Source organism: Mycobacterium asiaticum, assembly GCF_001673315.1.
Classification (GTDB): Bacteria; Actinomycetota; Actinomycetes; order Mycobacteriales; family Mycobacteriaceae; genus Mycobacterium; species Mycobacterium asiaticum_B.
The window spans coordinates 20,656-43,574 of record NZ_LZLQ01000031.1 but is presented as its reverse complement, the minus strand read 5'-3'; the positions used below and the strand labels follow the sequence as shown (position 1 = coordinate 43,574).

The window sequence follows — 22,919 nt, the reverse complement described above, 5'->3', positions numbered from 1 at the left end:
GTGCGGGAGTATGGGGCTGGAGCGGGACGCGGCCGGGATCGGCGCCTTGGCCGACCCGGTGCGCCATCAGCTTTATGACTTCGTGTGCTCCCAACCTGCAGCAGTGAGCCGCGACCAAGCGGCTGACGCCGTCGGCATTGCCCGCCATCAGGCGAAATTTCACCTCGACCGGCTTACCGACGAGGGCCTGTTGGAAAGCGACTATGCCCGCGTCGGCGGTCGGTCCGGCCCCGGCGCCGGCCGCACCTCGAAGTTGTATCGGCGGGCAGGGCGCGATATCGCCGTCAGCCTCCCGCAACGCGAGTACGAGTTGGCCGGTCGATTGATGGCCGCAGCGATCACCCGCTCGACCCGTACCGGGGAGCCGGTCGCCGAGGTGCTCAACGAAGTAGCCCGTGCCTGCGGTCGAGGCATCGGGGCCGTCAAGGACGGGCCAGCCGATCCCGCAGACGCGCTCGAGTCGGCGCTAAGCGTCTTGCGCAGGTACGGCTACGAACCCCGGCGGACCGGCGGTGAGGTGGAACTCGCCAACTGCCCGTTCCATGCGCTGGCCCAGGAGCAGACCGCTCTGGCCTGCGGAATGAATCACGCGCTGATCACCGGCGTGGCCGACGCGCTGGACCCGTACGGTCCGGACGTCAAATTGGAACCACGCCCGATGCGGTGCTGCGTAGTGCTCAGGTGCGCCCCCACCGCGCCAGCAACGTCTCCGCCCCCGAACACATCTCCCCGATGACCTCGCTGACGGTGCCCGCGTCCCGCACCATCCCGACGCCCTGACCCGCGTCGACGGGAGCACCCTGCACGTCGTCGGCCTCGCTGCCGGCCAACACCCGAGACGGGAACCGTTCCGGCCACGGCAGGCCGGCTGCAATATCGAAGTCCCGGGTAACCCGGGTGTCGGTCCCGGCCGCGTCGATCAGGGCCCGACGGCTCATTTCGCCGCTGAGCGCCTCGGGACATGCCGCCAGCCGGGTGCCTACCCACGCTCCGCTCGCACCGGCGGCCAGCACCGCGGCCAGACTTCGCGGCGAGGCGACAGCACCCCCGGCCAGCACCGGTACCGAAACGGCGTCCAGGACCGCATCCAGCAATGGCAGGGTCCCGAGGCGTACCTCACCGTGACCGCCGCCTTCGGCACCGCGCGCCACCAGGATGTCCACCCCGGCATCGGCTGCCCGCTGCGCCCCGACGGCGTCGTAAACCTGTGTGGCGGTGGCGATTCCAGCGTCACGAGCTTGTCCGACCCAGGACCAGTCGGACCCGAAGCTGACCGACAGCAGCGCTGGCCGCGCGGCCAACGCGTCCTGCAGCAGGCCGGCTTCACTGCGCATGACCCAGTCCACCAAACCGATCCCGAACCGGCCATTCACGAGCTGCAATTCGGCGGCCAGCGCATCCCGGGTCGCCGTGCTGCCCATGCCGACCATGCCTAGACCTCCGGCGGCGGTCACGGCGGCGGCGAGCCGACCACCCGCGACCCCGCCCATCGGGGCGTTGACGATCGGTACCCGCAGGCCGAAGTCCTCCGACCACGGCGTGGCGAGCACCTCAGTGCGAAGCGCCGGGCTGGGATTTCAGCACGGTCAGCATCACCACCGAGTCCTCGACCGCGTGCAGGGCGTGCCGTACCGGCGGGATGACGACGTAATCGCCGGCCTTCCCGTCCCAGGAGTCGTCGTTGGCGGTCAGCCGGACATGACCCTGCAGCACCTGCAGTGTCGCTTCGCCGGGGCTCTCGTGTTCGGACAGGTCGTGCTCAGCGAGCAACGCCAGCACGGTCTGGCGTAACTCGTGGCTGTGACCGCCATGGATCGTATGTGCGGCCCGGCCACTGTGTGAGGTGCGGGCCTCGGCCAACTTCTCGGAAGCCAGGTCGGTAAGCGAAATCGATTCCATTGGTGAATCCTTCTCCTCGGTCAGCCTCGTAACAGCAGTATCCCTGCCACCAACAACGCAACGACCTTGACCGCCTCCAACCCGACGTAGCCGTAATGGGCGCGGGAACGAGGCGCGTCCGTCCCGGCCAGAACCTGGTCGGATCGCTTGGTCAGGCGCGGGCGAACGGCGACGAGTTGCACGGCGAGCATCACGATGGCCACCGCAATCGCCGCGGCAAATCCGCCCTGCGTCGGGCCGGCCACTGCGATCGCCACGATCACCAACGCGAACACAACTTCTACGGCGTTCAGGGCACGGAAGACCAGGCGGCCGATACCCAGCCCGATCGGAAGGGTGACGCCGGGCGCCCGAAATTTCAGGGGAGCTTCGAGAAATGAGATGGCCAGCACCATCCCGAGCCAGACGAAGGTGACGGCAACCTCGATCGCGGGTCCGGCCCTCACGGTGTGGCTGTCGCCGGTGCGAGGTGGGCGACACACAGGTCCGGTTCGACGAACGCGTCCAGCCGGTCGACCGTCACAGGTGCACCCCACTGCTCCAGGGCTCCGCGCATCAGGCCCAAGTGCATCGGGCACACCACCCCGGGTTGCTTTTCGGCCAGCTCGAGGAACGGGCAATGCCGCAGGCCGAGTTGCCGTCCGCCGTCAGCGGCCCGGGCCTCGGGCTCGAAGCCCAGCTCGTCGAGGACGTCGGTCAGCCGATCGATCGATTCGTCCACGTCTGCGACTACGGCCGGCTCGGCGTCAAGGCGCCCTCCCCAGGCCCGTCCGGTGGCGATCGCGCGTGCGGACGGATCCGCATCGGTCGCGAGGCTGGTGGCCAGAATCTCGGCGAGGAGTTGGTAGTGGCGGGTGCCGCCGCGGTCCATCTGCGGCACCGCCCGGAACATCAGGGGCGGGCGCCCCGGACCGCGCCGATGGGGCTGCACGCGCTCGACTTGACCGTCGCCGATGAGACCGTCGAGGTGAAAACGCACCGTGTTGGGATGCACACCGAGCTCTTCGGCGATCGCGATGATGCTCAACGGCACCGGCGATTCCCGCAGCACACGCAGCACCGCGCGCCGCCGGCCGAGCGGCTCGTGGTCTGATACCGCCATTACTGACCCCTTTGTCGAACGAGAGCGGATGAGCTGGATTTTACACAAGTAAACTTGTGAAAACTACACGGCTGCACGGGTCTGAGAAGGGACGGGCGTGAGATGACTGGCCAGGAGTATCCGCTACCGCTGTCCGACCGGGACGACGAACATGTCCAGGGCCATTGGTTGCTGGCCCGGCTGGGCAAGCGGGTGCTGCGGCCCGGCGGTGTCGAACTCACCCGCACGCTGCTCGCCCGCGCCGGCGTCGCAGGTGCCGATGTGCTGGAACTGGCCCCCGGTCTGGGCCGGACCGCCGCAGAGATCGTGGCACGCGGCCCGCGCTCCTACGTCGGAGCCGAAGCCGACCCGGACGCGGCCAACATGGTCCGCGGCGTCGTCTCCGGGTATTCGTCGCTGGCTCACGCCGAAGTCAAGGTCGTCGACGCCGCCGACACCGGTCTACCCGATGCCAGCGCGGACGTCGTCATCGGCGAGGCGATGTTGACCATGCAGGGCGACGCGGCCAAACACGCGATCGTCGCCGAGGCCGCGCGGGTGCTGCGACCCCAGGGCCGCTACGCCATCCACGAGCTTGCGCTGACACCCGACGACCTGCCCGCGGAGGTCACCACCGATGTACGTCAAGCACTGGCGCGTGCCATCAAGGTCAACGCGCGACCGTTGACCGTCGCGGAATGGTCGCAGTTGTTAGCGGGTCATGGACTGCTCGTCGAGCAAGTGGTTACCGCACCGATGGCCCTGCTGCAACCCCGTCGGGTGCTGGCCGACGAAGGCCTTTTCGGCGCCCTGCGGTTCGCCCGGAATGTGCTGACCCAGCCCGACGCGCGCAAGCGAGTCTTGCTGATGCGCAACACATTTCGTCGGCACCGGGACCGGCTGACCGCCGTGGCGATTATCGCCCAGAAGCCGTGATGCCGGGCTGCTGATCCAGCAGGCCGGACTCCCGCAACGAATCCTGAATGAACCGTTGCACCGGCCGCGACCGAATGAATCCGGCATGGCCGCCGCGGTACCAGATCATCTGGGGTTTGCCCCAGTGCTCCCAGAGCCTGGTCACCTGCTCCCGCGGGTGCACGACCTGGTCGGCAATGCCCGCGTAGACGAAACGACCCTGCATCGGCACCCGCGGGCGCAGCGACAAGGGCGACACCATCTTTCCGATGGGCTCGGCCAATGTCATCGTGTCCCGGCGCGGGTCATCACGGCGCAGGCCGGAGTGCCGGCCCAGTAGCTCGACCAGATTGGCCACCGGAACGCCGAGAATCGCGCAGGTCAGGTCGCTTTCCAAGCTGGCGACCAAAGCCGCGATGTATCCGCCCAGCGACATGCCGTTCAGCCCGATCGGTGAGTCCGGTTCCTGCGACCGGATCCAGGACAGCAACCGCCGGATGTCCCACACCGCTTGCGCGGTGGCGTGGACGTCGTCGAGAACGTCTTCTCCCGGGAACACCGCACCTTTGGGCAGGTCGCGCGCCCGGGGACCGTGCATCGGCAGGACGGGCAGCACCACGTTCAGACCCAGCTCGTCATGCAACTTCCAGGCCCGGAAGATCCTGAGATCGATTGCAGACCGGCCCATTTCGGTACCGTGCACGCAGATCAGCCACGGCCGCGGTTCCGGGTGCCGCAGCAACACCGCATGCACTTGTTGCACGGAGGTGTAGCCCAGCCACCTCTCGCAGCCGGGTTCGTCCGGATGCGGGCGGTATCCACTCTCGAAAGACAATTGCTGGTAGGACCGCCGCACTTTGTTGACATGCCGCAGCGTCACATCCGACAACGGCGGCGGCGGTGCGAAGAAGCCTTCGGGCTCGTCCAGCCAGCCGCGGCTGCCGTAAAAGTCCAGAGCGGCCACCACCTCGTCGTTGATGCGCTGGAAGGCCCGCGGTTTGCTCACCGGGCGCCGCATCTTGAGACCGGCCAGCACGACCTCGTCCCGAAAAGCCTGCGCCGCCAACGCCAATGTGGGGCGCGCGATCGGCAACTCGTCGGCGTGGTCGCCGCGGTAGTCGCGCCAGGACCGGGCGAAGTAGCGGCCGGTGCGCGCGAACGGCCGCACCGTGTTGGTCACTGTGTCGGCCACTGGACCGGCAAGGATACGGCGCGTGGTCGTGGACCGGGGCCGTTCGCCGTCTTTGGCGGGTGCTGCCATGTTTCCGACGCTAACACCCTGGCAGATGACGTTTTAGAGGCGTGGGAGGGGATGTGGGAGGGATGATTGTCACTCCCGGCGCCGCAGTATTGCGCGGCTCACACCCTGCCGTTTCGCGCCTTGTCATCGAGGAGCCGTTGCGCGCAGCGGACGCTGTCGTCGATCAGCTGGTCGACCGCACCGAGGTACGTTGGCGACGGGGACTGGTCGACGAGGGCCGCGATGGCGCGCTGCTCGCCCAGCACGTCGGTGGCGCCGAGATTTCTCGCCATGTTCGCGGTGTCGACTTCCAGTCCGGCCAACAGTTCGGTGCACTGCGAGCCTGCGATGACGGTTCGCCGCCCCAGCGTGCGCAGGGTGTCCCATTCGGCATGCCACGAGCCATCCGGTCGCTCGTCATTGGCGAGTGCGGCGGCGGTGTGCAGCGTCGCCGCCATCGGAGGTCCCGCGATGGCGGCCCGCCGGATCAGCACCGACAACACCGGGTTGCGCTTGTGCGGCATCGAGGACGATTCACCGCGCGCACCGCTGCTCGGCTCGCTCAGTTCGGCGATCTCCGGCCGGGACAGTGTCAGCACATCTGCGGCGATGCGGCCCCAACAATCGCTGCACCCCACCAGCGCGTTGGCGGCCGCAGTGACCGGCCCCCGGGTGGTGTGCCATGGCCGCCGGTAACTCAGACCCAAAGAGGTTGCCGCACTACGTGTCACGTGAGTGGCCGCCGTTACCGGGTCGGCCTGGCCGGTCAGTGCCGCCAATTCCACAGTGGCCGAACAGTTCCCGACGGCACCGCCGAACTGGGCGGGGATGTCCAAGGCCGTCAATCGCTGATAGGCGTCGGCCACGCCGTCGAGCCAGCCGGCGACTTTGGCGCCGAACGTGCTGGGCGCGCCGTGCTGGGTCAGAGTACGGGCCACCATCGGTGTGGCCCGGTGCTTGACAGCGAGCGCACACAGTACCGAAATCTGCTCGGCCAGTTGGCTTTCAAGATGTTTCACCACGTCATGCAACGCCAGCATCAGGGCGGTGTCCACGACGTCCTGACTGGTCAGTCCCCGGTGAATCCACGGCGCGACGGTAGGCGTGGCACGCTGGCGCAGCAACGTGACCAAACCGATCACCGGGTTCCCGCCGTCCTCGGCCGCGTCGGCGAGCATGTCGCAGTCACGCCCGTCCACCAGATGGTGCAAGGCGGTGTCGGGCTTCGCGACTGGGACCAGGCCGGCACCGGCCAGTGCATCCAGCCAGGCCGACTCCACTGCGACCATCGACTGCAGCAGTGCCCGGTCCGTCATCAAAGCGCCGGCACGCTGATCTCCCGGCCAGAGCAGGTTGGTCATCGCCGATGGTCCTCATACGTCAAGAAGACCGATTCGTTCGGGCCCTGCAGGTGCACGTCGAACCGGTATCGCGCCCGGTCGGAGCCGTGATCGGCGGAACACAACAAGGTACCCCTGCGGCCTGGGTCCACAGCCGACAACAGCGGATCGCCACCGACGTCGGCGCCCGGCAGGTAAGCGCGGGTGAACAGGCCCCGCAGCAGACCGCGGGCGAAAACGGTCACCGCGAAATATGGTGCGCGGCCGGGGCACACCGGGCCCGGCGCCATCGTGGTGAAGCGATACCGGCCGTCCGCGTCCGTCGCCGCTCTCCCCCACCCGGTAAACGTCGAGCGCTCGCGCCGCAACGAACCCACAGTCCGCGGAACCCGACCCTCCGAGTCGGGCTGCCAGATCTCCACCAGGGCGTCTGGGACCACCGCCCCGGCACCGTCGTAAATGGTGCCGTGCAACTCGACCGCACACGGGACGTCTGCCCGCACCAATTCGCTGTCGCCGGTGAACTGCAATCCCAGGCTGAAGAACGGACCCACCGTTTGAGCTGGCGTACAAGCGAATTCAGGATGGCGCATCGTCAGGGTCCGTCCAGCTCAGTTCCGTTGGGGCCGGGCAACACGATGTCCCACCGGTACCCGGTCGCATACTCCGGCTCGGTGATCGCATGGTCATACTCGGCGACGAGTAGTTGGCGCGCAACGGGATCGACGATCGAGTTGAAGATCGGGTCCAAACCGAACAACGGATCGCCGGGAAAATACATCTGGGTCACCAGGCGCTGGGTGAACGCAGTTCCGAACAGCGAGAAGTGGATGTGCGCGGGTCGCCAGGCGTTGCGGTGGTTGCGCCACGGGTATGGGCCGGGCTTGATGGTCGTGAAGCGGTACGACCCGTCGGGTCCGGTCAGACACCGACCGGCGCCGTAAAAGTTCGGATCGAGTGGGGCGGGGTGCTGGTCACCGTCATGGCGATAGCGGCCGCTGGCATTGGCCTGCCAGATCTCCACCAGTTGGCCCACCACCGGCCGGCCCGATTGGTCGATGACCCGACCGGTCACGATGATGCGCTCCCCGATCGGCTCGCCGGGATGGCCAGCCGTCAGGTCAGCGTCCATCGGGTCGACGTCCTGGGGACCGAAGCATGGCGCGCAGCGTTCGATCTCGTCCGGGTCGACGGTGAGATACAGGTTCTTGGGGTGGCGCAGTGCACTGCTGCGATACGGGGGGTAATCCAGCCGCGGGTGGACTTCCCGGTCGCCGCCGGGTTCGTAGTGCGCGGCGATCGCGTCGATCTCGGCCGTGATCTCGCGCTGCGTCGCGATGCGCTGCGGTGCGGCCTCCACAAATTGCGAGGCTACTCGCGCCACCCCGAACCGGCGGCATAACGCGGCCCAGGCATTCAGGCCGCTCTCACGGCACTGGGTGCCGGGCCAAGGCAAAGACTGGTTTCTCTGCTCAATAGAGATATTCTCTGTAGAGCAGATAGATTGCGAGGCCCCCATTGACCAGTCAGATTTTCGACGACGTGCGCCGCGGCATGATCCCGGCACATATCTACAACGACGGTGAGCTGTTTTCCCTGGAGAAGGAACGCCTGTTCAACAGGGCGTGGATGTTCGTGGCGCACGAATCGGAGATTTCCCAGGACGGCGACTATGTCGTGCGCCGGGTGCTCGACGACTCGTTCATCATCACCCGCGATTCGGATGGCGCCGTGCGGGCCTTGTTCAATATGTGCCTGCACCGCGGCATGCAGGTGTGCCGTGCGGAGATGGGCAACGCCTCGAACTTCCGCTGCCCCTACCACGGCTGGACCTACCGCAACGACGGTCGGCTGACCGGTTTGCCGTTTCACCGCGAAGCTTACGGCGGCGACGCAGGCTTTGCGAAAGGCCAAAGTTTGCTGCCCGCACCGAATTTGGCGATCTACAACGGCCTCATCTTCATCAACCTCGACCCGCAGGCGCCGCCTTTATTGGAATTTCTCGGTGATTTCGCGTTCTATCTGGACTACTACACCAAGCAAAGCGAGCAGGGTCTGCAGGTGCGGGGACCGCAACGGTGGCGGATCAAAGCGAACTGGAAGATCGGCGCCGAGAACTTCTCCGGCGACATGTACCACACCCCGCACACGCACGCCTCGATCGTCGACATCGGCTTGTTCCGGGAACCGAAGGCGCAGAAGCGCAAGGACGGTGCCACGTATTGGGCACACCGCGGCGGCGGGACCACCTACAAGTTGCCCCCGGGCGACTTCGACGAGCGCATGCGCTACGTGGGCTACCCCGACGAAATGGTCGGTCGCATCAAAGGCGTGTGGACGCCCCGCCAACAGCAGGTGGTGGGCGAGGACGGCTTCATGTTTTCCGCTGCCACCTGCTTTCCCAACCTGAGTTTTGTGCACAACTGGCCGAAACTGCCCGGCGGCGATCAGGTGTTGCCGTTCATCTCGATCCGGCAGTGGCAGCCGATCAGCGAGAACGAAACCGAGGTGTGTTCGTGGTTCGCCGTCGATTCCGCCGCACCCGAACAGTTCAAGAGGGACTCCTACAAGGCGTATCTGATGTGCTTCGGGTCCACCGGCATGTTCGAACAGGACGACGTGGAGAACTGGGTATCGCTCACCACCACTGCGGGCGGTTCGATGGCGCGGCGCCTGCTTTTGAACAGCCGCATGGGACTGCTCGCCGATGACCGTCCGGTGATCGAGGCGCTGCCTGCGGAGTCCTTCCACGGTCCGGGGCGCGCCCAGGTCGGTTATAACGAGTACAACCAGCGCGAGTTGCTCAAGTTGTGGGCGGAGCACCTGGTATGAGAAAGTCGCTCCCCTTCAACGACATTCGTCATCTGCAGGCCCATCAATTCCTGGTGGACGAGGCCTACCTGCTGGATGCGCAGCAGTATGAGGCGTGGCTGGACACCATGACCGACGACATTCGTTACGTGATGCCGGTGCGCGTGACGACTGCCCGCGGCGCGAACGTCGACCGGTCACTGTTTCCCAAGCCGGGCATGGATCATTTCGACGAGGACAAATACTCGCTGAGCCAGCGGGTGGCCAGGATGGGCACCGAGCATGTCTGGGCAGAGGATCCGCCGTCGCGACTGCGGCATTTCATCACCAACGTGCGGACTTTCGAAAGTGACGAGCCGGGCCACTTGATCGTCGAGTCGGCTGAACTACTGTTCCGTAGCCGCGGTGACGTCAACGAGAGTGCGCTGTTGTCGTGCGGTCGTGAAGACGTGTTGCGGTGGGACGGCGGCACCGACTCCTGGAAGTTGGCTCGCCGCAGCATCTTTGTCGACGAGTCGGTATTGCGGATGCAGAACCTGGCGGTGTTCCTGTGAACCCCGTCGGTGAGCCCGTCACCGTCGCAAACGAATTCACCGAGGTCACGCTGCAGCGGGTGGATACCGGCAACGGGTCGCGTCTGCTGATCACCGCTCCCAGGACGGGGCAGTGGATCACTTTGGATGCTTTGGAAGTCGAGGCACTTACCCGGCAGAACGCCCGTACGCTGGCTGCCATGGTCGGCAACTCCCATGGTCCGCTGCTGCCCGACGAGCCGGAAGCCGGCGATGACCGGCTGGCTTGACGGCAAGCGCGCCCTGGTGGTGGGCGCCGGATCGGGAATCGGCCGCGCGGTTGTCGACGCCTTTCGTGACGAGAATGCGAAAGTGGCCGTGCTGGAACGTGATCCGGACAAGTGCCGGCGGCTCCGCGACGAGCTTCCCGACGTTCCCGTGGTGACCGGTGACGCCACCACGCGTGCGGCGAACGAGGATGCGGTAGCCGTGGCGGTGGACCGGCTCGGCGGCCTGGACACGCTGGTCAACTGCGTAGGGGTATTCGACTTTTACCAGGGGATGGACGACATCGGCGCCGACGACTTGTCTGCGGCGTTCGACGAGATGTTTCGCACCAACGTACTCAGCCACCTGCAGTCGGTGAAGGCGGCGATCCCCGCGCTGCGCGCCGCCGATGGGCCCTCGATCGTGCTGACGGAGTCCACGTCGGCCTACTATCCCGGACGCGGCGGAGTGTTGTACGTGCCCTCGAAATTCGCGGTACGCGGCCTGGTCACAGCGCTGGCCTACGACCTGGCCCCACAGATCCGGGTCAATGGGGTAGCCCCGGGCGGCACGCTGAACACCGATCTACGGGGGTTGGCGAGCCTGGGGCTGGCCGAGGTGCGCCTCGGCGACGCGCCGGACCGGGCCACCGATCTGGCCGCCCGCAGCCCGCTCAACGTCGCCCTCTCCGGTGCCGACCACGCGTGGAGCTATGTATTCCTGGCTTCGGACCGTTCGCGTGGCATCACCGGTGAGACCATTCACCCCGACGGCGGATTCCGCCTGAATACCGGAAAATGAACCTCCAACCCGAACGCGCATTGGTGGCCCAGGCCTGCCGGGTGGCTGCCGCACGCGGTCTGGTCGACGGCATCCTGGGCCATCTGAGCCTGCGCGTCGACGACGATCGGCTGCTCATCCGCTGCCGCAGCGACAGCGATACCGGGGTGGCATTCACCCGGCCAGAAGACATCCGGCTGATCGATTTCCACGGTTCCCCGGGCGCGTCAGGCGAACTCGACGGCTACCGGCTGCCCAACGAACTGCCGATCCACCTCGAGACGATGCGGGCTGCCCCCCAACAACGTCAGGCTGTCGCGCATTTGCATCCACCGGACGTCGTCGCCGCGGACCTGGCCGGCATCACCATCCGGCCGATCTATGGGGCCTATGACATCCCCGGCGCCTGGCTGGCACGCGCTGGTGTGCCGGTGTATCAGCGTGCGGTGCTGATCCGAACCCCCGAGCTGGCCAAGGATATGGTGGCGGCGATGGGTAGCGCACCAGTGGTGATCTGCCGCGGGCACGGCATCACCAGTGCCGCCGGCACTGTCCAGCAAGCGGTATTGCAGGCGATCAGTCTGAACGAGTTGGCGCGCATGTCATTACGAGTGCATTGGACCGGGGCTACGCCTGCGGAGATCGACGACGCCGACTGGAACGACCTACCGGATCTGGGATCGGCGTTCAACGTCCAATCGGCCTGGCGCCATGAAGTCGCCCGGCTGAACGAAGGTCAAAGTTGATCGCCAATCTCCTTGGCCGCCTCCATAAGTGCGGCCGCCACCGCAGAATACTTTGACGTCGGCATCCGGTTCTGCGGTGCCGCCGCGTTGAGTGCGAGACGCATCCCGGGCACGCGAGTGGGTATCGGTACCGCGACCGATGCGACACCCGCTTCGCTTTCTTCGCGGTTGGTGGCGTAGCCGCGATCGCGGATGCGGACCAACTCAGACTCGAGTTTGGCGCGACTGACGACCGAGCGGTCAGTGATCGCGTCCAGCTGCTCGCGCGGAAGAAGTTGGCGCAGTTCAGCTTCCGGTAACTGAGCAAGCAGTGCCTTGCCGGTCGAGGTGCAATGCGCCGGCATGGTGCGTCCCAACCGGGAAGCCACCCGCACCGCCGCTGGCCCCTCGACCGCAGCGATGAACCTTACCCCTGCCCCCTCCAGCGTGCCGACATGGATTGTCTCGCCGAGGTTTTCACTAACCCGACGCATGACCGGCAGTGCCGCGCCCTGAATGTCGATGCGCCCGAAGACCGCAAACGCCACACTGGTGAGAGCCGGACCGGGCAGGTATGCCTTGGAAGCCGGGTCCTGACGGACGAAACCCCGGTAGGCGAGCATGGCCAGCAGTCGGTGTGCGGTGGACGACGCCACCCCGAGATACCGGGTCGCCTCGCTCAACCGGATCTGGGGTTGTTCGGCCAACAGCAGCAACAATTTCAGCGCGTTGTCAACCGACTCGATCGGGTACTGCGGTGCCAGCGAATCGGTGCGCGCGGCCGTATCCTGAGCGACCCGTGTGTCTTTCAACGGCATGCCAGTACGGTACGCCGACCCCGTCTGAAAGATAACGCCTGCTGCACCTCCGGCCTGATACATCCGAAACTTCCAAGACAGCAAGGACTTCCAGGTTACGCCACCGGAACGATCGCTCCACCCCATGCGGGCCGGCGGCAATCGTTACAGGCCTCGAACGTTCTGGCTGAAAACGCCATGCGACAGTGCAAACGGTTATACGGTTTCCTACGCGTCGCGTTGCTCAGTGGTCGGGGAAGCGTGGCTGGTAGGCAACGCGGCGCGCCATTCGCTTGAGTATCCAGGCGGGTGGTGACCGTGAAAGGACCGCGCCATGAGCTTCTTCGCTTTGCCTCCAGAGATTAACTCGGTGCGGATGTTCATAGGGGCGGGTTCGGCTCCAATGCTGGAAGCCGCTGCGGCGTGGTCGAGCTTGGCCGACGAATTGGGGGCGGCCGCCGAGTCCTTCTCGTCTATCACCTCCGGGCTCGCTCAACAGGCTTGGCAGGGTGCCGCGGCGCGAGCCATGGCGTCTGCCGCTCAGCCGTATTCGGCGTGGTTGAGCACAGCGTCGGCGCGGGCAGCCGGGGCAGCCGGCCAGACCCGGGCGGTGGCGAGCGCATTCGAGGCGGCGCGCGCTGCCACGGTCCACCCGCTGGCGGTCGCCGCCAATCGCAACGCATTCGTGCGTCTGGTGACCTCCAACCTATTCGGGCAGAACGCGCCCGCAATAGCTGCCGCAGAGAGCATTTACGAAGAGTTCTGGGCGGCCGATGTGGCCGCACTGGTCGCCTACCACGGTGGCGCATCGACGGCGGCTTCGCAGCTGGCGTCTTGGCAGGAGGCGCTCGGGGGCCTCGGCACCTTGAACACCAGCATCGCCAACAACGGCGCTTGGAACCTAGGCATCGGGAACACCGGGAACAAAAATTTCGGCAGTGGAAATCTCGGCGAGGCCAACCTGGGCAGCGGTAACCAAGGCAATGCGAACCTGGGCAGCGGGAATTTGGGCAACGCCAACCTCGGCAGCGGAAACTGGGGCAACGCCAACTTCGGCAGCGGGAACGCCGGCTACACGAATTTCGGCAACGGCAATGTTGGCAACCTCAATCTCGGTGGCGGAAACCAAGGTAATGGCAACCTCGCGAGCGGAAACCTCGGGGACGGCAACCGCGGCGGCGGGAATTTCGGCAGCACCAACTTCGGCAGCGGCAATATCGGTTCGTTCAACCTAGGCAGCGGAAACATCGGTTCCAACAACCTTGGCTTCGGCAACAACGGCAGCTACAACTTGGGTTTTGGCAACCACGGCAGCAACAATGTGGGATTCGGCCTGACTGGGGACAACCAGGTGGGAATCGGAGCATTGAACGCCGGCATCGGAAACTTTGGCTTCGGAAACACCGGCAACAACAACATTGGTTTCTTCAACTCGGGCGACAACAATGTCGGTTTCTTCAACTCCGGAAACCACAACGTCGGCTTCGGGAACGCCGGCAGCACCAACACGGGATTCTGGAACGCGGGCTCGGTGAATACGGGCTTCGGCAACGGAGGGGACTACAACACCGGTAACGACAACGCCGGTATCGGCAACGTGGGTGCCGGGAACGCATTTTTCAACAATGTGGGCTTCGGTAACGCGAGTTCCGGAAACACCGGTATAGGAAATTCCGGCTACTTCGCTGATCTCTACCCCTACGACGCCGGGTACGGAACCAACACCGGTTTCTTCAACTCGGGCTACTTCAATACTGGGATGTTCAACTCGGGCAGTGTCAACACCGGCCTGTTCAACTCGGGCAACTTCAACACCGGCTTTGGCAGCTCGGACTCCCCACTCGGCGTAGTCAACTCGGGATACAACAACGTCGGCACGTATGTGTCCGGCTTCAACAACACCGGCAGCAACATGTCCGGTTTCGACAACGTGACGTCGGACTTCTTCGGCATGACATCGGGTGTGCACAACGAGGGCTATCCCGGCAACGTCGGGTTCTACAACACCGGTTTCGCTAACGCGGGCTTCTTCAATTCGGGCGATCACACGTCGGGGTTCTCCAACTCCGGCATCTACAGCTCGGGCATGAATAACACTGGCAGCGGTAGCTCCGGAGGATTCAACACCGGTGACGATCAGTCCGGTTTCTTCAATTAGCCTGCGTGGCTCGGGCTTTCGCCCATCGATAGTCCGCTTTGCCCGACGGCGACCGTTGCACTCTGGGACAGAAGATCACATCTTTGGGCAGTTTGTAGCGCGCGATGTGACGGGCCGCCTCGGCGATGATGTCGGCGCCGTCGGCCTCCGCACCCGGCACCAGCTGGACCAGTGCGACAACTTCATTTCCCCACCGCTCACTGGGCCGGCCGGTCACGACTACGTCGTATACGGCGGGGTGTTCGTGGATCGCGGCTTCGACCTCCTCGGCGAAGATCTTCTCGCCGCCGGAGTTGATGGTCACCGAGTCCCGGCCCAGCAGTTCGATCTGACCATCGACATGCCAGCGCGCCCGATCACCGGGCACGGAGTGCCGGATCCCGCCGATGACCGGGAACGTTCGCGCGGTCTTGGCGGCGTCACCGAGGTAGCCCAACGGGATGTGCCCCTGCTGGGCCAGCCAGCCGACCTCGTCCTCGCCCGGCGACAGGATCCTGGTCATGTCCTCGCTGACCACCACGGCGCCCGGGTTCGGGGCGAACCGGCCTGATGCGCTCTGCAGCCGGCTGGAGACCTGGCCCATTTGATTTCCGGATTCCGACGAACCACCCGCGTCCAGGATCGTCACATGCGGCAGCAGTTCGACGAACCGCTGCTTGAGCGGCGCGCTGAGCGCGGCACCGCCGGTCACGATGATGAACAACCCGGACAGGTCGTAGTCGCCGGACTCGAGTTCGTCGACCAGCGGCCGTCCGAACGCATCCCCGACGAACGATAGGGAGATCACGCGTTCCCGGCTGGCCAGGGCCCAGGTTTCGGCGGGATCGAAGTGGGTGGTGGTCGGCGCCATCACGAAAGGCCGCCCACTGCACAGGTTGATGAATGCCGCCCATTGCGCCGCGCCGTGCATCAGGGGCGCCGCAGTCATCGATCCCGGTCCTTCGGGCCGTGACCGCTCGACGATGTCGTCCAGGCTGGTCACCACGTCACCGCCGAAGGGTGGTCGGCCGCCCATCGCGTTCATGTAGATGTCGTGCTGACGCCAGAGCACTGCCTTGGGCATGCCGGTGGTGCCACCGGTGTAGAGCATGTAAAGGTCGTCCGGCGACGGCACGTCCAGTGGTCCAGCCAGTGGTTCATCCAGTGGTTCATCAGAGGTCGATTCGAGCAATTCGTCGTAGCGCACCGCCCCGGGCAGTGGCTCGTTTCCCGATTCGTCGTCGACATGGATCAACCGGATTTCGCGGGGCACTCTGGCCAGCGCCTCGGCCAGCGTCGGCGCGAATCGCGCCTGGTAGACGATGGCATCCGCGTCAGCGTTGTCGATCAGGTACACCAGTTCGTCGGCGACGTAGCGGTAGTTGACGTTGAACGGGGCGACCCGGGCTTTGTACGCGCCGATCATCGCCTCGAGGAATTCGTTGCAGTTGGCCAGGTACAGCCCGAGGTGACTCTGACCGGACTCGTGCGGTGCCAGCGCGGCCCTTTCCCGCTGGGCCCCGTACCCCCACTGGTGCAGTGCCCGGGCGAAGCGGCGGGCGCGCTCGTCGGTCTCGGCGAAGGTGAGCCGCCGGTCACCGAAGACGACGGCGTCCCGGTGGGGATTCGCGGCAGCCACCGCTGAGAAAACCTGGGCGAGATTGAATTCCACTAACGCTCCTGTCGTCTGCTCGACAGTATCGAGCCCGATCGGGCGCATATCCAGGATGCGTCAGGCATCCTTTACCCATGGATGTGGAGGCCCTGCTGCAGACGATCCCGCCGCTTGCCGTTTATCTGCTGGTCGGCGGCGTCGTAGGCCTCGAAAGCCTCGGCATCCCGCTGCCCGGAGAGATCGTGTTGGTCAGCGCGGCGTTGATGTCCTCGCATCACGAGCTGGCGGTCAATCCGGTGGGCGTGGGTGCGGCCGCGGTCATCGGTGCCGTGGTGGGTGACTCAATCGGCTATTCGATCGGGCGGAAGTTCGGGATGCCTTTGTTCGACCGCCTCGGGCGCCGGTTTCCCAAGCACTTCGGCCCTGGGCACGTCGCGCTCGCCGAACGAACCTTCAACCGCTGGGGTGTCCGGGCGGTGTTTTTCGGACGCTTCATCGCGCTGCTACGTATCTTCGCCGGCCCGCTGGCCGGCGCACTCAAGATGCCCTACCCGCGGTTCCTGGTGGCCAACGTATGCGGCGGCATCTGCTGGGCCGGCGGCACCACCGCGCTGGTCTACTTCGCCGGCGTCGCCGCCGAACGCTGGTTGTCGCGGTTCTCCTGGGTGGCGCTGGTCATCGCGATCATTTGCGGTATCACTGCCGCGATACTGCTGCGCGAACGGACCTCCCGCGCCATCGCCGAACTCGAGGCAGAGCACGCGCACAAGTCCGACACCGCTGCGGCCTGACCTATCCGACCGCCTCGCCCAGTTGGTGACTGTCCTCGGGACGGTGCTGCTCGATGAGGCGGCGACCCATCGACTGCGCCCGCAACGCCGCGTCCTGCTCGCCGACCGCCGCCATGATGATGGCGCCCTTCATCAGGATGTGCCAGGACGTCGCGAAAGCCTCAACGTCGAGCAGGCCCGCAGCCACCGCGCGCGCCCGCACGATTTGCCGGACGGTGTCGATGTGCGCGATGCTGGCCTGGCCGACGGGGTGGTCGGCACCGAGCTCCAACAGCACGTTGATGAACGAGCAGCCCTCGTAACCGTCGCGGTTCTGGAACCACTCGTGCATGACGTCGAAAATCGCCAGCAGCTTTTCTTCGGGAGTCCCGCCGCGGGCGGCGGACTGCTCCTCGATCATGCCGTGCGTCCAGAGCTGCTCGCGACGGTCCAGCACGGCCAGGACCAAGTCGTTCTTGGTCGCAAAGTGACGGTAGAGGGTGGCCCTGGCCACCCCGGCGCGCTCGATCACTTCGTCGGTGCCCACCGCGCGTATGCCGCGGCGGCTGAACAGCTCGTACGCGGCCTTCAGTAACCGTTCCCGGGCCGGCAGGTGCGGCCCCGCGCTATCGGGCGATGACATAGCGCGATTCACCATACTCTGACCGTCGGCGTGTAGACAGACCGCCCTGTCTTGTTATAGAACTGAGACTTAACAAGGCGAGTCTGTCTGTCTTCAGATCAGAAGGATGGGCATCCATCGCGGCGCTTAGCGCCTGTCGATTAGGAGTGCACAATGAGCCTGCTCATCTCGGAATCTTTTTCCCCACATGTCACCCTTAGCCCGCGACTGGTCTACGAACTCGGGGACCCGCGCAGCACCTTGCGTGCCATAACCGACCGCAGCGGCGATGCCGTGATCATTCACGCCGGCGGCGAGATCGACGGCTGCAACGAGCACACCTGGCGCCGACTGGTGACCGAGGCCGCCGCCATGGCCACCCTGCGGGGCTCGCTGGTCATAGATGTGTCCGACGTCGACTTCATGGGTTGCTGCGCGTTCACCGCGTTGGCCGAGACGGCCCAGGAGTGCCGAGAACGCGGCGTCGAACTGCGACTGGTGACTCAGACGCCGATCGTCGGCCGGATAGTGGAAGCCTGCGGGTTGAGGGTGCTGCTGCCGATATACCCGACCGTGGACCACGCGCTGGCCGTGATGCCCACCAGGTGAGCCCACCGACTTTCCAACGCACCGTTCGCGGTCGTCTGGTGGGTTACCACTCCCAGCGGCGGGGGCCCCACTTCCAGTACGGAACGCACGGCGGCCCGCAGGTAGTTGCGCAAGGTGGACGGGCTGTAGCCCTGCCCACGTAGGGCGATCCACTTCGGCAGGTCCACAATGCATGTCGCAATCAGGTTGACAGCACCTGCGTCGCTGCGGCTCCAGAGGCCTTCGGCCAACTGGGCCATCACTGCGGAGAGTTCGCGATCGAGTTCCCGCAGCTGGTCGGAGATCTCGCGCGGCATCGGTTGGTTCACCACGTCGTGGCGGCGCACCGTCATCAGGCAGGCCGACGATTCCGGATACATCTCCGGATACAGCAGTGACGTCTCGGCTGCGGCGTACACCGCATCCAGGGGTTCGCTCCCCGCGCGCGCCTTCGCCTCATCGATCAAACTCGTGAGCTGGTCCAGGAAACGGCGCTCCGCGCGGATCCAGACGCGGCCCAGCAAGCCTCCGCGCGACTCGAAGGTGCGATAGATGGCGCCGTTGGACACCCCGGTGACCTTGGTGAGCGCGCGGATCGTCACCGCCTCGATGCCCTCCTGGGCAACCAGGCCCTCGATGGAATCGAGAACGTAGTCGTGCTCTTGCAACCCAACACTCGACACTGCTGATCACTCCTTCATCAGTCGTGCATCGAGACCATTGTCCCGAACTGAACGCTTTCCCACAGGGAAATGGCTGACATAGAGCCAGCAAAAGGTTCGCTTGGTATCGGTTCCGCAGGTCAGGCTTGAGTTTCAACGCAGGTTCGCGGTGGCATTGCGCGGTGGCGAAGCGGGGTAGCGTTGCCAACATGAGCACGGTGTGCTCGGAGAGCGGCCTTCCGACTGTCGGCGTGGAAGAGGAATTCCTGCTCGTCTACCCGGACTCCGGGGAGCCGGCGCCCCGCAACAGCGAAGTCGCTGCCGAGGCCGAACGGCGGGGCGGCAACCTGCAGGTGGAACTGAGCAGTTGCCAGGTGGAAACTACCTCGGGCGTGGTGTCCTCCTCCCGCCAACTCAGCACGGAACTCAGTGCGCTGCGGCGCACCGCGGCCCGGGCCGCCGAGGCGGTCGGTGTGCGGCTGCTGGCGTTGGGACTGCCACCCGTGACGCCCATAGAGTTTCCGGTCACCGACACCCCGCGTTACCGCAAGATCGGCGAACAGTTCGGGATGGTGGCGCACGAACAGGGCATCTGCGGGTGTCATGTGCACGTGCAGGTGCCCGACCGCGCCGCTGCCATCCAGGCGAGCAACTGGCTGCGTCCGTGGTTGCCGAGCTTGCTTGCGCTGTCGGCGAATTCCGCGGTGTACCGCAATTCCGACTCGGGTTACGCCAGCTGGCGCAGCGTGCTGTGGCGGCGTTGGCCGGTGGCGGGCGCACCGCCGTATTTCACCTCACTCGACGAGTACGACAGCACGGTGCAAATGCTGATCGACACCGGCGTGATCCTGGATAACGGGATGGTTTATTGGGACGTACGTCCTTCCGCCGAGTTCCCGACGGTCGAGGTCCGGGTGGCCGACGTGCCGGCCACGGTCGCGGACACCGTGCTGCTGGCCACCCTGATCCGGGCCGCTGTTATGACCGCGGTCGACGAGGGTCCCGACGGGGCGGACCGGCTACCCCCGGCGGCATTGCGTGCCGCCTATTGGAAAGCCGCGCATGACGGCTTGGCCGGAGACACGCTTGATCTGGTCCACGGTCGCGGTGCGGTGCCCGCCCGCGAACAGCTGAGTTCCCTTGTGCAGCGCGTGCGCCCAGCGCTGGATGCGTTGGGCGAATATCACCACGTCGTCGATGAACTCGACCGCGTCACCACGCTGGGCAATGGCGCGATGCGGCAGCTGCGGGCGTTCCGGAAACGCGGCGACGCAATGGACGTGATCGAGGCGGCAGCCGAGGCGACGCTCAGCTGAAGTTCGACACCCTCACGCGGCGAGCAGCCGGTACAACCCGATCAGACCGACCACTACGATGGTCGCGCGCAACGCATTCGGCGACAGCCGACGTCCATACCGCGCCCCCAACACTCCCCCGATCAATGAGCCAACCGCGATCGCTCCGGCCACCGACCAGCTGATGCGCTCCCAAGCGGCCAACGTATAACCAACGGCAGCAACGAGATTCACCAACAAGGTGAGTAGATTCTTGGCCGCGTTCATGCGCTGCACCGATTCGGGCAGTAGAGCACCCATCAAGCCGACCAGCAGGATGCCTTGGGCGGCGGTGAAGTATCCGCCGTAGACGCCGACGGCGAAGGTACCCAGGACCAGCGCCGTCATCCGCGTCGGCGTGACGTGTTCGGCCGACCGCCCTTGTTCCTCAGCGCGTCGACGCGCCCACGACTGCGTCCACGGCCCGATCAGCACCAGGATGAGGGCCAGGACCAACAGCACCGGCACGATCTTGATGAACACCTTCTCGGGCAGGTGCAGCAGCAGATAGGCGCCAAGCGCGGCGCCGGCCAGCGATGCCGGAACCTGCCATCGCAACCGATTCCACTGCCCGCGCAATTCCCTGCGATAGCCCCAGGTGCTGGACACGCCTCCGGCCACCAGGCCGACCGCGTTGGACATCGTGGCCGTGACCGGTGGGTAGCCGAGCGTCACCAACGTCGGAAAGGTGATCAGGGTGCCGGATCCGACGAGCGCGTTGACCGCACCGGCGCCCAGACCAGCCAGTCCAATCAACAACATCTGGGAAATAGGCACTGCTGCACCCTAGTCGCCGTTGCCCACTCCCGGCTGTGGGGAAGCTGGCACCATGATGGCTGTGCTTGAGCTGATCGAAAAAGGCACCGCCGATCGGACGCATCCCGCACCGCTGCTGTTCGTGCACGGCGGGTGCCTCTCGGCGTGGTGCTGGGACGAACACTTCCTCGATTACTTCGCCGAGAGAGGGTTCCGCGCAATGGCCGTGAGCTGGCGTGGCCACGGCGCCAGCAGTTCGCCTACGCCGGTGAGCAAGTGCTCGATCGCGGACTATCTTCACGACGTGCGTTGGGCGGCCGACCAATTGGGCGGACGGCCGGTACTCATCGGCCATTCCACCGGCGGCTTCATCACGCAGAAGTACCTCGAACACCGGGACGCGCCGGCAGCGGTGCTGCTAGCCTCCACGCCGACCCGGGGCATCCTGCCCTCCGCGCTGCGGGTGTGGCGCAAGGAACCATGGATTTCAGTGCGGGCCAACGGCATTGGACAAGCACACGGCATATTCAACACACCGCGACTGGCACGGCAGTTCCTGTTCAGCCCGACAACTCCGGAGCCCATCGTCGAGGAGGGTGCGGTGCGGGTCGAACCGGACAGCCTGCGCGCCGTCTTCTTCGACCAGGCATTCCGGTTGCCGCGGCCGCGCCGCGTGAGGACGCCGATGTTGGTGCTCGGCGGCGAACACGACGGACTGATCAGCAACGCGGAGGTGCGCGCTACCGCACGCGCCTACCGGACGCAGGCCGAGATTTTCCCGGGCATGGGGCACATGCTCATGCTCGAACCCGGCTGGGCTCAGGTGGCCGAGCGGATCCATCACTGGCTGGGCGATCAGGGACTTTGACCCAGCCGCCAGCAGCAATCGGCGGGTGCCCGGGCTGATCCACCCGAGCACCCGCCGATTCGACTACTAGCTACCCGTGTACGGAATGTTCGGAACGTTGGGCAGGTTCGGCAGGTTGGACAACGACGGCATCGGACCACCCTGCTGGAACAGCTGAACCGCTGCGTCCTGCCCGTTGGCATTGGCTACCCAGTCACGAACCATGAAGTACAGGTCGGTGCTGGCGCGGGTCGCCAGTTGCGCGGCCAGGTCGTACTTGTTCATGTTGGTTCCCGGGATGGGCTGGCTGCCACGCGGGGTGTGTGGGCCGTCTTTGTTCAGCACACTGTGGCATTCCTGGAACCCGGGGGGCGGGCCGCCGGCAGGGCAACCCTCGAGCGGGAACTGCTGCGCGAAGTCGATGCTGTAATAGCCGGTGTGCAGGTCAGCCGGGAAATCCGCCGGGTTGCAGTTCGGGAAGATCGGTGGGGCTAGGCGGTCCAGCTGGCCGATGGCGATGTTGTCGTCGACCCAGTTGGAGTGGGCGTAGAAGTCCTGCTGGGTGTGCAGCAGGGCGCCGAATGCGGCGCGGGCACCGGGCCCGTCGGCTTCGACATTGCCGTTGAGCACCGAACCGCTCAGCACGATGGGTGAAAAGACGTCCCATGCCTGACGCGCCCGGTTGCAGATGTCGACCGGGTTGATCGAGTTGTCGAGGTGACGGAACTCGTCGGTGGCGAAGACATCACTACCCATGGCTCCTCCGCCGGGCGGCGGCCCCACCAGGATCTGGTTGACCGCCAGCTGACTGACCTGGTCTGCCGGTAGAGCGTTGCGCGTGATCGTCTCGTGGTACTTGACATAGAAGGCATGAGCCCGCGGTGCGAACACGACGAGAGATGTGACAGCGGCAAGGCTGGCCACAACCACGGCGAGGACGCCCAGCGGGTGCCTGCGGGATAGCGTCATGAGAGCTCCGTGCTAGTAGGGACGTGGGGTGGTGCGCTTTCGTATGAACGTTTCCTTATAGCCCTTACGAAATCAATAAAAACTCAGCGATATCAACATGGGTGAATACGGCCGGCGGCTACTCCACAAATGCTGAATAACACAGGGCGGGAGCGCCGGCACGTACGCGGTGACTATGGGCACGAGCGAAATCTGTTGCGGCGCTTACTATCCGGCGTTGATGCATTTGTGTTTTATGTGAATGGCCGACGT

26 protein-coding genes are annotated in these 22,919 nt (G+C 65.5%); 12 read left to right on the top strand and 14 right to left on the bottom strand.

Annotated elements, in window-relative coordinates; translation table 11 throughout:
- The first annotated feature begins 10 nt into the window (after positions 1-10).
- Entirely contained in the window at positions 11-736 is a 726-nt protein-coding gene (locus A5636_RS05715) for a helix-turn-helix transcriptional regulator (protein ID WP_065157730.1), read from the top strand.
- On the opposite strand, the gene A5636_RS05710 is transcribed toward A5636_RS05715, so the two are convergent.
- From A5636_RS05710 to A5636_RS05695, 4 genes are read right to left on the bottom strand one after another with little or no spacing between them, the layout of a single operon-like run.
- Positions 678-1,550 (bottom strand): NAD(P)H-dependent flavin oxidoreductase, encoded by an 873-nt coding sequence (locus A5636_RS05710; protein ID WP_065157729.1) that lies wholly within the window; start codon positions 1,548-1,550, stop codon positions 678-680. The genes A5636_RS05715 and A5636_RS05710 overlap by 59 nt on opposite strands.
- Before the next feature lies 1 nt (position 1,551).
- Positions 1,552-1,899, bottom strand: a complete 348-nt coding sequence (locus A5636_RS05705; protein WP_065157728.1) for a cupin domain-containing protein — start codon at positions 1,897-1,899, stop codon at positions 1,552-1,554.
- 20 nt (positions 1,900-1,919) lie between these two features.
- Positions 1,920-2,345: a hypothetical protein gene (locus A5636_RS05700; protein WP_155763642.1), complete on the bottom strand. Its 426-nt coding sequence runs from the start codon at positions 2,343-2,345 to the stop codon at positions 1,920-1,922.
- Positions 2,342-3,001 (bottom strand): helix-turn-helix transcriptional regulator, encoded by a 660-nt coding sequence (locus A5636_RS05695; protein ID WP_065157727.1) that lies wholly within the window; start codon positions 2,999-3,001, stop codon positions 2,342-2,344. The genes A5636_RS05700 and A5636_RS05695 overlap by 4 nt, the downstream gene beginning before the upstream one ends.
- A gap of 102 nt (positions 3,002-3,103) precedes the next feature.
- Between A5636_RS05695 and A5636_RS05690 the strand changes: the two genes are divergently transcribed.
- Positions 3,104-3,916, top strand: a complete 813-nt coding sequence (locus tag A5636_RS05690; RefSeq protein ID WP_065157726.1) for a class I SAM-dependent methyltransferase — start codon at positions 3,104-3,106, stop codon at positions 3,914-3,916.
- Here the strand turns inward: A5636_RS05690 and A5636_RS05685 are convergent.
- The 4 genes from A5636_RS05685 to pcaH all read right to left on the bottom strand — a co-directional run bounded on the left by A5636_RS05685 (position 3,897) and on the right by pcaH (position 7,835).
- On the bottom strand, positions 3,897-5,156 hold the full coding sequence (locus A5636_RS05685) for an alpha/beta hydrolase family protein (RefSeq protein WP_065157725.1): 1,260 nt from the start codon (positions 5,154-5,156) through the stop codon (positions 3,897-3,899). The genes A5636_RS05690 and A5636_RS05685 overlap by 20 nt on opposite strands.
- A 98-nt stretch (positions 5,157-5,254) precedes the next feature.
- Positions 5,255-6,496 carry a lyase family protein gene (locus A5636_RS05680; protein WP_065157724.1) on the bottom strand — a complete coding sequence of 414 codons (1,242 nt, stop codon included), beginning with the start codon at positions 6,494-6,496 and terminating at the stop codon, positions 5,255-5,257.
- Entirely contained in the window at positions 6,493-7,068 is a 576-nt protein-coding gene (gene pcaG, locus A5636_RS05675) for a protocatechuate 3,4-dioxygenase subunit alpha (protein WP_065157723.1), read from the bottom strand. Before pcaG ends, A5636_RS05680 begins: the two co-directional genes overlap by 4 nt.
- A 2-nt stretch (positions 7,069-7,070) precedes the next feature.
- Entirely contained in the window at positions 7,071-7,835 is a 765-nt protein-coding gene (pcaH, locus tag A5636_RS05670; RefSeq protein ID WP_065157722.1) for a protocatechuate 3,4-dioxygenase subunit beta, read from the bottom strand.
- Positions 7,836-8,029: 194 nt separating this feature from the next.
- Between pcaH and A5636_RS05665 the strand changes: the two genes are divergently transcribed.
- From A5636_RS05665 to A5636_RS05645, 5 genes are read left to right on the top strand one after another with little or no spacing between them, the layout of a single operon-like run.
- The gene (locus tag A5636_RS05665; protein WP_065157748.1) at positions 8,030-9,307 is read left to right on the top strand and encodes a Rieske 2Fe-2S domain-containing protein; all 1,278 of its coding nucleotides are present in this window, start codon (positions 8,030-8,032) and stop codon (positions 9,305-9,307) included.
- Complete coding sequence (locus A5636_RS05660) at positions 9,304-9,840, top strand: 3-phenylpropionate/cinnamic acid dioxygenase subunit beta (RefSeq protein ID WP_065157721.1); 537 nt, start codon at positions 9,304-9,306, stop codon at positions 9,838-9,840. Before A5636_RS05665 ends, A5636_RS05660 begins: the two co-directional genes overlap by 4 nt.
- The gene (locus A5636_RS05655; RefSeq protein WP_065157720.1) at positions 9,837-10,088 is read left to right on the top strand and encodes a dihydrodiol dehydrogenase; all 252 of its coding nucleotides are present in this window, start codon (positions 9,837-9,839) and stop codon (positions 10,086-10,088) included. Before A5636_RS05660 ends, A5636_RS05655 begins: the two co-directional genes overlap by 4 nt.
- Complete coding sequence (gene hcaB, locus A5636_RS05650; RefSeq protein WP_065157719.1) at positions 10,072-10,866, top strand: 3-(cis-5,6-dihydroxycyclohexa-1,3-dien-1-yl)propanoate dehydrogenase; 795 nt, start codon at positions 10,072-10,074, stop codon at positions 10,864-10,866. The genes A5636_RS05655 and hcaB overlap by 17 nt, the downstream gene beginning before the upstream one ends.
- On the top strand, positions 10,863-11,591 hold the full coding sequence (locus tag A5636_RS05645) for a class II aldolase/adducin family protein (RefSeq protein WP_065157718.1): 729 nt from the start codon (positions 10,863-10,865) through the stop codon (positions 11,589-11,591). The genes hcaB and A5636_RS05645 overlap by 4 nt, the downstream gene beginning before the upstream one ends.
- Here the strand turns inward: A5636_RS05645 and A5636_RS05640 are convergent.
- Positions 11,582-12,388: an IclR family transcriptional regulator gene (locus tag A5636_RS05640; protein ID WP_065157717.1), complete on the bottom strand. Its 807-nt coding sequence runs from the start codon at positions 12,386-12,388 to the stop codon at positions 11,582-11,584. The two genes, A5636_RS05645 and A5636_RS05640, sit on opposite strands and share 10 nt — an antisense overlap.
- A 313-nt stretch (positions 12,389-12,701) precedes the next feature.
- Here A5636_RS05640 and A5636_RS05635 point away from each other — a divergent pair, with 313 nt between their 5' ends.
- Positions 12,702-14,525 carry a PPE family protein gene (locus tag A5636_RS05635; protein WP_065157716.1) on the top strand — a complete coding sequence of 608 codons (1,824 nt, stop codon included), beginning with the start codon at positions 12,702-12,704 and terminating at the stop codon, positions 14,523-14,525.
- Here the strand turns inward: A5636_RS05635 and A5636_RS05630 are convergent.
- Positions 14,518-16,176 (bottom strand): acyl-CoA synthetase, encoded by a 1,659-nt coding sequence (locus tag A5636_RS05630; protein WP_081287619.1) that lies wholly within the window; start codon positions 16,174-16,176, stop codon positions 14,518-14,520. The two genes, A5636_RS05635 and A5636_RS05630, sit on opposite strands and share 8 nt — an antisense overlap.
- A gap of 77 nt (positions 16,177-16,253) precedes the next feature.
- On the opposite strand from A5636_RS05630, the gene A5636_RS05625 reads away from it, so the two are divergent.
- Positions 16,254-16,910, top strand: coding sequence for a DedA family protein (locus A5636_RS05625; protein WP_065157714.1), 657 nt, complete (start codon positions 16,254-16,256; stop codon positions 16,908-16,910).
- A gap of 1 nt (position 16,911) precedes the next feature.
- Here the strand turns inward: A5636_RS05625 and A5636_RS05620 are convergent, their stop codons facing one another.
- The gene (locus tag A5636_RS05620) at positions 16,912-17,532 is read right to left on the bottom strand and encodes a TetR/AcrR family transcriptional regulator (RefSeq protein WP_065157713.1); all 621 of its coding nucleotides are present in this window, start codon (positions 17,530-17,532) and stop codon (positions 16,912-16,914) included.
- 153 nt (positions 17,533-17,685) lie between these two features.
- Here A5636_RS05620 and A5636_RS25290 point away from each other — a divergent pair, with 153 nt between their 5' ends.
- On the top strand, positions 17,686-18,120 hold the full coding sequence (locus A5636_RS25290) for an anti-sigma factor antagonist (protein WP_081287618.1): 435 nt from the start codon (positions 17,686-17,688) through the stop codon (positions 18,118-18,120).
- Here the strand turns inward: A5636_RS25290 and A5636_RS05615 are convergent.
- The gene (locus tag A5636_RS05615; RefSeq protein WP_065157712.1) at positions 18,015-18,782 is read right to left on the bottom strand and encodes a TetR/AcrR family transcriptional regulator; all 768 of its coding nucleotides are present in this window, start codon (positions 18,780-18,782) and stop codon (positions 18,015-18,017) included. The genes A5636_RS25290 and A5636_RS05615 overlap by 106 nt on opposite strands.
- Before the next feature lie 188 nt (positions 18,783-18,970).
- Between A5636_RS05615 and A5636_RS05610 the strand changes: the two genes are divergently transcribed.
- Entirely contained in the window at positions 18,971-20,077 is a 1,107-nt protein-coding gene (locus tag A5636_RS05610) for a glutamate--cysteine ligase (protein WP_065157711.1), read from the top strand.
- A 12-nt stretch (positions 20,078-20,089) separates the two neighbouring features.
- Here the strand turns inward: A5636_RS05610 and A5636_RS05605 are convergent, their stop codons facing one another.
- Positions 20,090-20,872 carry a sulfite exporter TauE/SafE family protein gene (locus A5636_RS05605; protein WP_155763638.1) on the bottom strand — a complete coding sequence of 261 codons (783 nt, stop codon included), beginning with the start codon at positions 20,870-20,872 and terminating at the stop codon, positions 20,090-20,092.
- 52 nt (positions 20,873-20,924) lie between these two features.
- Here A5636_RS05605 and A5636_RS05600 point away from each other — a divergent pair, with 52 nt between their 5' ends.
- Positions 20,925-21,719, top strand: coding sequence for an alpha/beta hydrolase (locus A5636_RS05600; protein ID WP_437339805.1), 795 nt, complete (start codon positions 20,925-20,927; stop codon positions 21,717-21,719).
- 66 nt (positions 21,720-21,785) lie between these two features.
- Here the strand turns inward: A5636_RS05600 and A5636_RS05595 are convergent, their stop codons facing one another.
- Positions 21,786-22,667 (bottom strand): hypothetical protein, encoded by an 882-nt coding sequence (locus tag A5636_RS05595; protein WP_155763636.1) that lies wholly within the window; start codon positions 22,665-22,667, stop codon positions 21,786-21,788.
- Between the last annotated feature and the right edge of the window lie 252 nt (positions 22,668-22,919).